Here is a 12,292-nt window from a genome sequence, read left to right as displayed (position 1 = left end):
GCATCTTTTCCTTGGGCTGGCGCAAGAAAGATCCGGCGCTGACACCGCGCTCGCATGTCGCAAGCTGGGCACTGTCGCAGAAAACAAACTCAAGGGTCCAAAGAGGGAGATCACCAAACACGACACGCAAGCTCAAGCCAGCCGCCAGCAGACGGGATATTCTGAAATACGGCGCCGGGGGCATGGCCCTTGCTGCGCTGGGAACGCCATCTATTCTGCGCGCGCAGGACACCATCCCCGTGGGTATTTTGCAGCCACTGTCCGGCGGGCTGGAGCTTTTGGGGCGTCAGGGCGCGCAGGGTACGGAAATGGCGCTGCTTGAGGCCAATGAGGCGGGCGGCGTTCTGGGTGGGCGTATGTTCGAAATTATCGAGGCCGACACGGAAACCGACCCGACGACCGCAGTTGAACGCTCTAACGAGCTGATCCGTGCGCGCGGTGTTTCTGCCGTTGTCGGTCCGGTGACCAGCGCATCGCGGGATGCGATCCAGACGGTATATGAGCGCTTCCGCACGCCGCTGATTTACGCAACCGATTATGAGGGCGGTGTGTGCAGCCCGTTTTTGACCTGCTACAGCGCGCTGCCCGAGCATCAGGTCGCCCCATTGGTCGACTATGCGCTTGCAAATGATCTGGGTAGCTTTTTCCTGCTGGGCAGCGATTATATCTGGCCACAGAAGATGAACGCGTCGTTCAGGGCGACGGCTGACGCGCGCGGTGCCACCGTGGTGGCCGAAGAGTACGGGGCATGGGGCGCGCAGGACTATGCGCCGACATTGCGCAAGATCGAACGCTCCGGCGCGGATACGGTCGTGCTGACCATCGTGGGGGCCGACGCGATCACTTTCCTCAAGCAATTCGCAGCCTCCCCCCTGAAAGGTCAGGTTGAAATCATCTGTTTCGGCTTCAGCGAAAACTACCTGTCGGGCCTGACGGTCGAAGAAGCCGAAGGGATCATCGGGCCTGCGAATTTCGTGGCCAGCCTCGACAAGCCCGAAGCTCAGGATCTGGTGTCGCGGGTGCGTGCCCGCTATGGCACGGATGCGATCGTTTCCAACACGGTGGATGCTCATTACACGGCCACGCGCTTGCTGATCGAGGGCATCAAGAAAGCGGAAAGCACCGACGCCGAAGCCTTTGGCGACGCCATGCTGGAGCTTCCCGTGATGTCGGGCAATGGCGAGGTGCAATTCCGCCGCTCTGACCGGCATGCCGAGCTGAATGGGCTGATCGTTGCGGCGCGCAATGGTGAAATGGCCGTGCAGCGGGATCTGGGCCGGATTGATGCACCCAGCCAGTGCAGCTAGGACGCACGGAGGTGACGGCCCTGCTGGAAGTTGACGATATCACCAAGCGTTTTGGTGGAATCGTTGCCTTGGACGCATTGAACCTGTCGCTACAGCCGGGTGAATTGCGCTGCATTCTGGGGCCGAATGGTTGTGGCAAGACCACTCTGTTCAATGTGCTGACCGGGGCGTTCAAGCCAACATCGGGCACGGTGCGTTTTCGCGGCGAGGCGATCAGCGGCAAGGGACCGATTGCGATTTCGAGGCGCGGCGTTTCGCGCAAGTTTCAGGTGCCGGGGATTTTTCCCGAACTGACGGTGTTGCAGAACGTGGCGCTGCCGATGGCGGCCGCGTCACGCAAACCGACCCTGCGCTCGCTGATCTGGCACAAGATCGACCCTGCGCGGCTGGCTGAACTGCTCGACTTTGCCGGGTTGACCGACAAGGCCGATGTGCTGGCCAGCGATCTTGCCCATGGCGAAAAGCAACGGCTGGAAATCGTGATGCTTTTGGCGGTGGATGCCGATTTGCTGCTGCTTGATGAGCCGACGGCGGGCATGTCGAAAGGGGAGACCGCGACCATTGCGGCCCTCATCCGCAGGCTGACTTCCGAGTTTGGAAAGACGGTGCTGGTGATTGAGCATGACATGCAATTTGTGCTCGACCTTGATTGCCGGATCACTGTGATGGCGCGCGGCACGGTGATTGCTGAGGGCACCTATGACGAGGTGCGCAACAACCCGCAGGTCATCGAATGCTATCTGGGGCAGGCGTCATGATCCTTGAAATCGATAAACTGCACGCCGGGTACATCAAGGGCTCTTTGGTGTTGCAGGATTTGAACCTGAGCATCGCGCAGGGTGATTTCGTGGCCTTGCTGGGCCGCAACGGCATGGGCAAGACCACCCTGATGCGCAGCATCGTCGGGCAAATCAAGGCAAGTGCCGGTTCCATTCGCTTTGCAGGCGAGGACATTACCGGGGCCAGTTCCTACAAGATCGCGCGCGCCGGAATCGGCTATGTGCCGCAGGGGCGCGAGATATTTGGTGACTTCACCGTTGAAGAGAACCTGCGCATGGGGCTTTTGGGCAAGCCGGGCCTTGGGTCTACCGTGCCGGAATGGGCCTATGATGTCTTTCCGATCCTCAAGGAACGCCGCAGCCAGCAGGCGGGCACTATGTCAGGCGGACAACAACAGCAGCTTGCCATCATGCGCGCGCTTCTGGGTCAGCCGGATCTGCTGATCCTTGATGAGCCGTCCGAAGGGATCCAGCCGTCCATCGTCCATGACATCGGCGTTGCCCTCAGGGAATACGCGCGCGCGCACGGGCTGACCGTGTTGCTCGTCGAGCAAAACCTCGATCTGGTAGGTCTTCTGGGCCATCACGCGCTGTTCATGGAGAATGGCGCTATTGTTGAGCGGATCGACGACATGGCCCGATTGCAAAACGACAGCGAGTTGATCGCTCGATATCTTTCCGTCTAGCGAGGACACCTATCCATGGACATCGTAATCTTGATCGGTCTCGACACGTTCAGCTACGTGTTAACGCTGCTGCTTGTCACGCTGGGGTTGGTGATCATCTACGGGATGATGAACATCATCAACATGGCGCATGGCGAGCTGTTCATGATCGGGGCCTATACCGTGGCCACTCTGTTGGCCTCGGGGGTGCCTTTCTGGATCTGCATCATGGCCGCCCCCATAGTCGTGGGCGTGGCGGGCATATTGATCGAGGAAGTGGTGATCCGGCATGTCTATGGCCGCCCCCTTGATACGATCCTTGCGACCTGGGGGCTGTCGATTGCGCTGAAACAGCTGATCATCATCCTGTTCGGGCCGGGCGCGGTCAGCATTACCAACCCCGTGCCCGGCTCGGTCAGCCTGATGGGCGTGGATTATCCGGCCTATCGGCTGGTGATCATGGCGCTGGCTGCTGCTTTGGCGCTTGCGACCTATCTTGTGATCTATCGCACCACGATTGGCCTTCAGGTGCGCGCGGTAATCTCGAACCGCGCCATGGCGGGCTCGCTCGGGGTGAACACGCGCCGGATGGACCGGGCGACCTTTGCTGTCGGCTCAGCACTGGCGGGGATCGCCGGGGCGATCATGTCCCCCATGATCAGCGTCGATCCGCAGATGGGCGTGGGCTTTCTAATTCCGGCGTTCCTTTCGGTACTGGTGGGGGGCTTGAATTCCCTCGTCGGGGCCGTGGTCGGCGCAGGCACCATCGGGGGCACCACCGGCATTCTGTCGGCAAACATGGAGCAGGCAGATGCGCAGATCGTCGTCTTCCTGATTGCCATTCTCATCATCCGTTTTGTGCCACAAGGCTTGTGGAAAGGGTTTCGCTGACATGTTGCCCCGTCTTCCAATCCTCTTGTCGATCGCCTTTGGCCTTGCACTTTTGCTCGCGCCGCTTGGTCTTGATGACTGGCGTCTCAGCCAGCTGGCCCAGCTTTTGACATACGGGCTCTTTGCGCTCAGCCTCTCGTTCATCTGGGGGCAGGTGGGTATCCTGTGTTTCGGACAAGCGATTTTCTTTGGGGTCGGCGCCTATGTCATGGCGCTGGTGACCTTGGGCAAATTCCCGATGCTGGGCGACAGCCAGCTGATGGGGCTGCTTTTGGCGACCCTCGCGGCGGGGGGTGTCGCTTTTGTGCTGGGGCTGTTCCTCTTTGGTGGGCGCGGCATCACCGGGGCGCATTTGGCCGTCGTTACGCTTTGTGCTGCGGTGGTCATCGAAATCGCTGCAGGTCGCTGGGCCTTTATCGGCGGTTATAACGGCCTGTGCGGGGTGCCGCCCCTGACCACGCCCTGGCCGCGCGAAGATATCTACCTGAGTGGGCTCGAGACGTATTTTCTGGTCTTCGGCATCCTTGTGCTGGTCTACTTTCTGCTGTTGTGGCTAACGCAGACGTCCTTTGGCACGCTGCTTGCCGCGATCCGCAGCAATGAGGAAAGAACCCGGTTTCTCGGCTTTGATGTCACCATCGCCAAGCTTTTTGCCTTTTTGCTCTCGGGCATGGTGGCAGGTCTTGCCGGGGGGCTGTTTGCGGCGCAGTTCGGCTTTGTCTCACCGCAGTTGATCGGCTTTGCGCTATCAACAGAAGTCTTGATCTGGGTGGCCGTGGGCGGGCGCGGTGTCTTGCTGGCGGCGGTGGCGGGCGCGCTTTTGGTCCGCTGGGGCGAAGATCAACTGTCCGACCAGCTTGGCCAATACTGGCTGCTTGCGACGGGTCTGCTGTTTATCGTCATCGTTGTGGTGGCCCCGCGCGGTCTGTTCGGCCGGGTGCTGGACCTTTCCGCGCGGCGCAAATCATAAACCAAAGGCCATGAGGCAGGCTGCGCATGCTGTCCGCCCTGACGTGCGTTGTGTCTGTAGCAGCGATTAGCGCGTGAATGCTGAAACGATATCTTCGGTATTTGCGACCTCTGCAAACAGCAGCGCCATATTGAGCACGGCGGCATCCTGTTCCGTTTTGGATACGGTCCCGGTGGCATCTGCCGCAAAGACAACGTCATAGCCATATTGCATCGCATCGCGCGCTGTTGAATCACAACAACAATTGGTCATTGTACCAGAGATGATCAGCGTGCGGATACCGCGTTCCTGCAAGATCTCATGCATATCGCAGGTGCCCATGATGAAGGCGCTGAACCGGGTCTTGTCGACGACCAGATCGCTCGGATCGATATCAAGCCCGTCCCAGAGTTGCAGGTCATGCGCGTCCGGTCCGAAGGCCTCCTGCTGGGCGGAGGAGCGCACAGGGTTCAGGAAGCGACGATAAAAGGCATCCCACGCTTTTTCAGTCGGATCATAGGCAAAGCGGGTAAAGGCGACCATGCCGCCCGCCGCGCGCAGGGCCGACGAAATCGCATTGATCTGCGGTACGACTTCGCGGGCAGGAGGTGTTTCCAGCAATGCGCCGGGCCGCAGAAAACCGTTCTGCATGTCAATGACCAGATGCGCAGTGGTTTTCGGATCGGCTTCTTCCAACAAATGGGTCGGGCCGCGTGTCCATTCGTAACGCGCCTCAAATTCCGGGTCGAGTTCGTAGCGTTGCATGTGAAACCCCCTGAAGTGTTCAGTTTTCGTGATCCTTGCCGCTTTCATGCCGCGCGGTCATATCAGTAAACGCGCGATTTGGCGCTTGGCAAGCAGCACCTTACCGCCATCGCAGGCGCGCGGGCTGCGGTGCCCGCACGCCTGCGGACGCTATCAACTATGGATGACGTAGGCCCCATTGGTGGGCGCTGACGCATCATCGGTGCGCTCGCGTTCGAGCATTTCGGCGATGCGCTTTCGGTAGACCATGGGCCCGTGATCAATCGCGAGGCGGATCGGACGACGCTTGCGCGGGCGTTGCTCTTCGATGTGAACCGCTTCAAGGATCTCCTTGTCTTCACCAAAGGCAATCTCGAACAGTGCATCCATCTTGTCAGAGGCCTCATCGGAGCCGACCGCGGTATTGCGCAGGTGCATCCAGCGGTCGATTGTATAGGTCTCCGTTACCGGTGTCATGAAATGCAGGGCCAGAATACGGGTGCCGCTGTCGCGGTCATCCTCTGCGATTTCACGGGTCGCATCGGCAGAGCCAAAGTCGATATAGGCGGTGCAGGGCAGGCGCAGATGGTAATAGTGCCAGCGGTCCACATTGCCGGTAAAGCCGCCAAATGCCTTGAAGAAACCGATCGGCTCGGAGTCGCGTATCCAGCGCCATGCAATGATCTCTTCACCTTCGGTTGAAACATGCACGGGCACGTTCTCGGAAGCGGAATTGCCCAGCGTTGTTTCATGCACAAAGCTCACATGCGCAGGATCAACGAGGTTTTCGGCCACATTCAGATAGTTCGATTCGATATGCAGCGCGCCGCCGTGGTGCATGTGCCAGCTGTCATCGTGAAACTGCGGCAAATCAAAGATGTCGTCGGGATTGGCGCGTTCCGGCTCGCCCATCCAGATCCAGACGATCCCGCTGCGCTCTTCGATGGGATAGGCATCGACGCAGGCGGATAGGGGGATGCGGTCCTGTCCGGGCACGCGCACGCATTTTCCGTCCGTATCAAAGGTCAGCCCGTGGTATCCACACTGCACCGTATCGCCGATGCGTTTGCCCATGCTCAGCGGCAGTTGGCGGTGTGGGCAAACATCTTCAAGCGCTGCGACGCGCCCATCGGTGCGGCGGAACAGCAAGACCGGATCGCCCAGAATAACAAAGCGTCTCAGCTCATCGTCAATTTCTGTAGACCAGGCAGCGACATACCAGGCGTTGCGTACCAATGTCGTCATGGTTTTATCCCCGTAGCATTGAATTTAGTTTGTGCGCTAAGTATTGTGGCCGGGGCAGGTTCCGTCAACCGTAAATTTGGTGGTCTTGGCAGATATATGCTGCGGGCTCAGCTGGTGGAATTGAGCGCGCAGGGCAGGTCTGCCAGATGCAGGACATTGTGCAATCAGATCATGACCTGCGCGCGTTTTGCCCGTTTGCCGATGATGCGTAACGATATGTTCGCACCGCAGCGGGTTTTGCCATGTGCGACCCGAACTCGGATGTCATGGGTTATTCGGCAATGTCCTCGGCCCAGAGTTCGGGCTTCTCGGTGATGAAACGCTGCATCAAATCGATGCAATCGGGATCATCTGCCACGATGACCTCAACCCCTTTGGAGCGCAGAAAGTCCTCATTGCCGCCAAAGTTCTTGTTTTCACCAATCACAACGCGGGGGATACCGAATTGAATGATCGTGCCCGTACACATCATGCAGGGGCTGAGCGAGGTATAAAGCGTCGTGTCGCGATAGCTCTTCTGACGGCCCGCCTTGCGCAGCGCGTCCATCTCGCCATGAGCAATCGGATCGCCCTTTTGCACCCTTTGATTGCGGCCCTGTGCCACGACCTCACCACCGCGCGCCAGAACAGAGCCGATGGGGCAGCCGCCTTCGTCAAAACCGGCTTTTGCCTCGTCGTAGGCGATGCGCAGCAGGCGGATATCGGCGTCATTCATATCTGTCATTCCTTTTGACCCAAAACCGGACCTTGATAATAGGGAAGCGTCTCGACACTTGGGTGCCAGATGCCGTCCCGTTGCAATGTGTCCATATGATCGGCGATTTCGCTCAGCGTTGCAAACCAGACGTCCCGCGTGTCGCGTGTCCGGGTGATCCACGCCTCGACCTGTTTCCAGCGCGCCAGACGTCCGGTCAGAAATGGATGGATGATCAGCATGAAAAACCCGCCCGCGTCGTATTGCGCCTCGAACTCCTCCCAAAAACCACTGAGACCGTGCGAGGGCCCGGCGACGGGCATCATATACCCGATTTCATCGTAATGGGCGAAGGGGGGCCAATCATCCGTGCCCCAATGCACCGGCATTTCATAGAGCACCCCATTGGCGGTCTGCAACCGGTAGGGAATGTCATCCGCCATCATGGAACTGTCATAGCGCATCCCGTGCTCAATCATCAGATCGACCACTTCCTGTGTGATGTTATAGACAGGCGCGCGGTACCCTTGCGGCTTTTGTCCGCAAATGCGCAGATGGACATCAAGCGTGCGTTCAAACCATTCCCGCTGCGCGCCGCGCGTTTTGACCGGGTCCTCGTGCAGATAGCCGTGATGACCAATCTCATGACCGTCTTTCAGAATGGCCTCGGCCACATCCGGGTATGTCTCAAGACACCAGCCGGGGATGAAGAACGACTGTTTGAGACCGAGGCGACGATAGGTATCCAGAATGCGGGGCAGGGCGACCATCGGCCCATAGCGCCCCATCGAAATGGGATAGAGCCGCTCATGGGCGTCTTCGGGTTTGGCGATATGGATCAGGCTGTCCGCATCCATGTCAAAGCTGATCGCAACGGCACATTTTGCCCCATTGGGCCAGGGGATCGGGTTGCGGATCACGCTGTCAGCTCTGGTTCAGGACATGCGCGCTCTGCGTGTCCCATGACAGCCAGATTTCATCGCCACTGTGCAGATCGAACTTCGACAGTTCGCGTTCCTGCATCTGTACCTTGAACTCATGACCCTGCGCATCCTCAAGAAAGAGCGTGACCATGGAGCCCACGAACTCTTCGGAGATCAGCTTGCAAAAGGCGTTGTTCGCTTCGGCCGGTTCATCCTTGGCGATATGGACGAGGTCGGCTGAAATCACGAAACTCGCATCATGCCCTTCGATGAGATGCACCTCATTGGTGGGCACGGTAAAGGCCCCGGATTGCGTGGTGATGCGCGCCGTGTCGCCGTCCACTGATGCCACCTTGCCCGACAGGATGTTGTTGCGCCCGACAAATTCCGCAACAAACTGGTTGGCGGGTTCGCGGTAGATGTCCTTTGGCGTGCCGATCTGCGCAATCTCGCCCTTGCCCATAATAATGACCCGGTCGGCCATGGCAAAAGCTTCGGATTGCGAATGGGTGACATAGACAAAGGTGATGCCCAGTTCGCGCTGCAGGTCCGTCAGGACAGCCTGCATGCGGATGACAAGATGTGCATCCAGCGCCGAAAGCGGTTCGTCCAACAGCAGGATCTGCGGTTCCATCACCAGCGAACGCGCAAGGGCGACGCGCTGTTTCTGCCCCCCCGACAGGGTCGAGATATGGCGGTCGGAGAATTCCAGAATGCCCATCTTGTCCAGCCACTTCAGGGCGCGCTCACGCCGCTCTGCCTTGTCGACGCCGCGCATCTTGAGGCCGAATTCCACGTTTTCACGCGCGGTCAGAAAAGGGAAAAGCGCCAGCGATTGCCAGACCAGCGGTGTGTCGCGTTCATGCGGGGCGACATCATTCATGACCCGGTCATTAAGGCGGATTTCGCCCATGCTCGGGGCCTCCAGACCGGCCAGCATGCGCAGGGTGGTGGTCTTGCCACAGCCCGATGGACCCATGATCGCCAGAAACTCACCCTCGCGGATTTCGAAATCCAGTTCCTTCACGGCGACAAAATTGCCGAAGTGTTTTTTTACTTTGTCAAAGACAACCAGTGGTTTGTTCATGATTAAGTGCTCTTCATTTGGCGACTGGCGAAAAACAACTGCGCCAGCACAACAAGGGTCATTGAGATAAGGAAAACAAATGTGCCGATGGCGTTGACCTGCGGGTCAATGTTGCCCTGAACGATTTCGAGCACGACAACGGGCAGTGTCTTGTTCAGGCCCGAGACGAACCATGAGACGGCAAATTCATCAAAGGAAACCGCGGCTGTCAGAAAGAGACTGGAAAAGATCGCAGGCTTGCAGAAAGGCACGATGACATGACGCATGGTCTGCCATTCTGAACCGCCAAGGTTCCACGCGGCGGATTCAAGATCAGGGTCCATCTGGTTGAGGCGCAACCGGATCACGGCCATGGCAAAAGGCGCTGTCAGAACGCTGTGCGCGATGATGATCGAATAAAGCTGCCCGGACATGCCGATCTTGGAAAACCACGCAAGCATCGCCAGCGCCATGATGATCAACGGAATGGTCGGCGGCAACAGGATCAGCGCCAGATAGGGGCCCTTGAACCGGAAACCATAGCGGAAATCGGAATAGGCCGTGCTGAACCCCAGAAAGGTCGCGATGACTGCTGTCGAACAAGACACGATCAGGCTGTTCAGCGCGGCCTCCCAGACATCAGGGTCCGCAAGGATTTTTGCGTACCACTCGGTGGTGAATTCGCCCAGCGGGATGGTCGGAAACCGTTGCGAGTTGAAGGAGAAGATCATGCTGAACACGATCGGCGCAAAAACGAACACAAAGATCAGCGCGACATAAAGGGCGAGGGCAAAGTTCAGGGAACGGCTTTGTTTCATTTCGCGCCCTTTCCTTTGCGGTAGGCCAAGGCGATGCCGGTGAAGGCAATGGCGAACAACGTGAGCATCATCATGATGGCGACCACAGCGGCGCGGGGCCATTGCTGACCCGATTTGGTCGTATCAAGGATCAGGATCGGCAGGGTCGGTTCCTGTGATCCGCCAAGGTAAAACGGGGCCACGAAATCACCAAACGACAGGATGAAGCAAAAGATCGCGGCAATGATCAGGCCGGTCTTGGCGAGCGGAATGATCACCTGCCAGATCGTTCTGAGCGGCGAGCAGCCGAGGTTACGGGCCGCTTCGATCAGGTTCTTGTCGATATTGGCCATGGTGACGGTTTGCAGGATCACAACGAGGGGCAGGGTCAGGGTCATATATCCGACCAAGGTGCCAAAGTTGGTGTTCAGCATCGTGTAGGGCCCAAGGCCGATCGTGCCCAGCATGGCGTTGAGCACGCCGCTTTCCGCAAGGATCACGAACCAAGAAAAGGTGCGCACCAGATAGCTGGTGAAAAAAGGAATGATCAGTAGAAAAATCGCCCAGCGACGCGTGCTTTCAGAGGCGCGGAAGGCCAAAGCAAAGGCTGCGGGAAATGCGATACACATCGCGCAGACGGTCGAAACCGAGGCGATGAAGACCGTATACCAGTAACTGTCCCAGAAATAGCCACGCGACAGCATTCTGGACCAGTTCACAAATTCGAACGCTTCGGTCATGCGGTAGTTTTTCACGAGGAAAAACGACATTGCGACCATGAACAGGACAGGCCCGACAAAGAAGATGAATTGCCAGAAGATGATCGGCAGGCGCCAGGTCAGCGCATAGATATTCGGTCGCGTCTCGGGTTTGGATGACATGGGGCTTTCGCACTCTTTGGGGAAGGGGGGCGACCCGCGGGCCGCCCTCTTTGACGTCTCTCAGCGGTTGCTCAGGCGTTCTTGTACTCGGACCAGAAGTCGTTCCAATCCTCCAGCGATTGCTGCTGTGGGATGTCACGGTAATGGATGCGACCCTCTTTGATCAGCGTGATGGGGTCTTGTGGATCACCGTCAATCTGATGCGAGCGTTGTGCTTCGGCCGGGTCCGCTTCAATCAGGGCGGCGCGACCTGCCTTGGTCACGCAGAAGCCCGGATATGCCGCCATCTGCGCGGATTTCACCTGACCTGCAGGTGACATCATATACTGGATGAATTTCTTGGACTCTTCCACTTTTTCGCTGCCCTTGCCGATGGAATAGCTCTCGGTGAACTGGATGCCGCCTTCTTTCGGGATCACGGATGCGACCGGTGCGCCGTCTTTCTCCAGAACGCCGGTGATCCAGTCGCCGATGCCGACCATCGCCTGCATCTCGCCGTTCTTGAGACCGTTGAACGTGCCGCCGTAATCAAAGAAACCGCCGACCTGTTTGCGCAGGCTCATGGTGGTTTCCTGCACCTTGTCCCACTGGTCATCATCAAGGTTCCACAGGTTTGCGCCATTGCCGTCATAAAGGCTCATCATGCCCAGCGTCGGCAGGTGCCAGTCAAAGTGACCGACCTTACCCTCAAGCTCCGGTTTCCAGAAGCAGGCGTAGCTTTCCGCTTCTTCGGCAGACACAGAATTCGTGTTGTAAGACACACCCAGATGGCCGCCACGCAGCATCATGGAATACATCTTGCCATCGGCCCAGTGGCCGGGAAATTGTGTGAAATCCTCATGCAGCATATCGTCCAGCGGATAGTCGCCGGGGTTCATCTCTTCGATATATTCCGCGAGGTTGAGCTGCTGCACAAACTCCGCGTCCGACAGGATCAGATCGTAAGTGCCCGGCGGGGACTGCGCGATCAGCGCCAGCATGTTGTCACCCCCTGCATAGTATTTGGGGACGAATTTCACGTTGTTGGCAGCTTCGTATTCCGCAACGATATCCGGCTCGCCGTGTCCGTACCACGCCAGCATGTTGATCTCGGTGGTTGAGGCCCATGCACGGCTCACAAAGGGCGTGCTCAGCACAGCGGCACCGCCCGCCTTGAGCAATTGGCGCCGGCTTGGTGCGCTCATGAATGATCCTGGTGTTGTCTTAGTCATCGTCGTCTCCCGGTTGGATGCTCTTTTTTCAACAAAAGAGCCATTATTGTCTTGCCGAACTTCAGGTTCGGTCGGTGTTTGAAAGAATGCTATTGTAAAATGCAGATTTTGTGAAATTTATCGTTGATATGCTTGCATAA

At 58.1% G+C, this 12,292-nt stretch carries 13 protein-coding genes; 5 read left to right on the top strand and 8 right to left on the bottom strand.

Features of this window, described 5'->3' with window-relative positions; translation table 11 throughout:
• Positions 1–182 precede the first annotated feature (182 nt).
• Genes RLO149_RS10230 through RLO149_RS10210 form a run of 5 tightly spaced genes read left to right on the top strand, consistent with a single transcriptional unit; the run spans position 183 to position 4,612 of the window.
• A complete protein-coding gene (locus RLO149_RS10230) occupies positions 183–1,307 on the top strand; it encodes a substrate-binding protein (protein ID WP_148264343.1) in 1,125 nt (374 codons plus the stop codon).
• A gap of 11 nt (positions 1,308–1,318) precedes the next feature.
• Complete coding sequence (locus RLO149_RS10225) at positions 1,319–2,065, top strand: ABC transporter ATP-binding protein (RefSeq protein ID WP_013962009.1); 747 nt, start codon at positions 1,319–1,321, stop codon at positions 2,063–2,065.
• Complete coding sequence (locus RLO149_RS10220; protein ID WP_013962008.1) at positions 2,062–2,772, top strand: ABC transporter ATP-binding protein; 711 nt, start codon at positions 2,062–2,064, stop codon at positions 2,770–2,772. The genes RLO149_RS10225 and RLO149_RS10220 overlap by 4 nt, the downstream gene beginning before the upstream one ends.
• A 15-nt stretch (positions 2,773–2,787) precedes the next feature.
• Positions 2,788–3,642 carry an urea ABC transporter permease subunit UrtB gene (gene urtB / locus RLO149_RS10215; protein WP_013962007.1) on the top strand — a complete coding sequence of 285 codons (855 nt, stop codon included), beginning with the start codon at positions 2,788–2,790 and terminating at the stop codon, positions 3,640–3,642.
• Between the two features lies 1 nt (position 3,643).
• Positions 3,644–4,612, top strand: coding sequence for a branched-chain amino acid ABC transporter permease (locus tag RLO149_RS10210; protein WP_013962006.1), 969 nt, complete (start codon positions 3,644–3,646; stop codon positions 4,610–4,612).
• 66 nt (positions 4,613–4,678) lie between these two features.
• Here RLO149_RS10210 and RLO149_RS10205 read toward each other — a convergent pair whose 3' ends face one another.
• The 8 genes from RLO149_RS10205 to RLO149_RS10170 form a co-directional block, all read right to left on the bottom strand.
• Positions 4,679–5,356, bottom strand: a complete 678-nt coding sequence (locus RLO149_RS10205) for a cysteine hydrolase family protein (protein ID WP_013962005.1) — start codon at positions 5,354–5,356, stop codon at positions 4,679–4,681.
• Between the two features lie 153 nt (positions 5,357–5,509).
• The gene (locus tag RLO149_RS10200; RefSeq protein ID WP_013962004.1) at positions 5,510–6,580 is read right to left on the bottom strand and encodes an aromatic ring-hydroxylating dioxygenase subunit alpha; all 1,071 of its coding nucleotides are present in this window, start codon (positions 6,578–6,580) and stop codon (positions 5,510–5,512) included.
• Between the two features lie 271 nt (positions 6,581–6,851).
• A complete protein-coding gene (locus tag RLO149_RS10195; protein ID WP_044025624.1) occupies positions 6,852–7,295 on the bottom strand; it encodes a nucleoside deaminase in 444 nt (147 codons plus the stop codon).
• Between the two features lie 5 nt (positions 7,296–7,300).
• Positions 7,301–8,194 (bottom strand): polysaccharide deacetylase family protein, encoded by an 894-nt coding sequence (locus RLO149_RS10190; protein ID WP_013962002.1) that lies wholly within the window; start codon positions 8,192–8,194, stop codon positions 7,301–7,303.
• 4 nt (positions 8,195–8,198) lie between these two features.
• Entirely contained in the window at positions 8,199–9,284 is a 1,086-nt protein-coding gene (locus tag RLO149_RS10185) for an ABC transporter ATP-binding protein (protein ID WP_013962001.1), read from the bottom strand.
• Positions 9,285–9,286: 2 nt separating this feature from the next.
• Positions 9,287–10,081, bottom strand: coding sequence for an ABC transporter permease (locus RLO149_RS10180; protein ID WP_013962000.1), 795 nt, complete (start codon positions 10,079–10,081; stop codon positions 9,287–9,289).
• Positions 10,078–10,941, bottom strand: a complete 864-nt coding sequence (locus RLO149_RS10175; RefSeq protein ID WP_013961999.1) for an ABC transporter permease — start codon at positions 10,939–10,941, stop codon at positions 10,078–10,080. Before RLO149_RS10175 ends, RLO149_RS10180 begins: the two co-directional genes overlap by 4 nt.
• Positions 10,942–11,012: 71 nt before the next feature.
• The gene (locus RLO149_RS10170) at positions 11,013–12,125 is read right to left on the bottom strand and encodes an ABC transporter substrate-binding protein (RefSeq protein WP_013961998.1); all 1,113 of its coding nucleotides are present in this window, start codon (positions 12,123–12,125) and stop codon (positions 11,013–11,015) included.
• Between the last annotated feature and the right edge of the window lie 167 nt (positions 12,126–12,292).

The organism is Roseobacter litoralis Och 149, from assembly GCF_000154785.2.
Lineage (GTDB): Bacteria > Pseudomonadota > Alphaproteobacteria > Rhodobacterales > Rhodobacteraceae > Roseobacter > Roseobacter litoralis.
Note: the sequence above shows the minus strand (reverse complement) of the source record. Positions and strands in the feature narration are given on the sequence as shown.

Excerpts from the sequence above, each read along its gene's own strand:
- RLO149_RS10230 (WP_148264343.1), top strand. The coding sequence starts at position 183 with ATGGCCCTTGCTGCGCTGGGAACGCCATCTATTCTGCGCGCGCAGGAC.
- RLO149_RS10220 (WP_013962008.1), top strand. The coding sequence starts at position 2,062 with ATGATCCTTGAAATCGATAAACTGCACGCCGGGTACATCAAGGGCTCT.
- urtB (WP_013962007.1), top strand. The coding sequence starts at position 2,788 with ATGGACATCGTAATCTTGATCGGTCTCGACACGTTCAGCTACGTGTTA.
- RLO149_RS10210 (WP_013962006.1), top strand. The coding sequence starts at position 3,644 with ATGTTGCCCCGTCTTCCAATCCTCTTGTCGATCGCCTTTGGCCTTGCA.
- RLO149_RS10205 (WP_013962005.1), bottom strand. The coding sequence starts at position 5,356 with ATGCAACGCTACGAACTCGACCCGGAATTTGAGGCGCGTTACGAATGG.
- RLO149_RS10200 (WP_013962004.1), bottom strand. The coding sequence starts at position 6,580 with ATGACGACATTGGTACGCAACGCCTGGTATGTCGCTGCCTGGTCTACA.
- RLO149_RS10195 (WP_044025624.1), bottom strand. The coding sequence starts at position 7,295 with ATGAATGACGCCGATATCCGCCTGCTGCGCATCGCCTACGACGAGGCA.
- RLO149_RS10185 (WP_013962001.1), bottom strand. The coding sequence starts at position 9,284 with ATGAACAAACCACTGGTTGTCTTTGACAAAGTAAAAAAACACTTCGGC.
- RLO149_RS10180 (WP_013962000.1), bottom strand. The coding sequence starts at position 10,081 with ATGAAACAAAGCCGTTCCCTGAACTTTGCCCTCGCCCTTTATGTCGCG.
- RLO149_RS10175 (WP_013961999.1), bottom strand. The coding sequence starts at position 10,941 with ATGTCATCCAAACCCGAGACGCGACCGAATATCTATGCGCTGACCTGG.
- RLO149_RS10170 (WP_013961998.1), bottom strand. The coding sequence starts at position 12,125 with ATGAGCGCACCAAGCCGGCGCCAATTGCTCAAGGCGGGCGGTGCCGCT.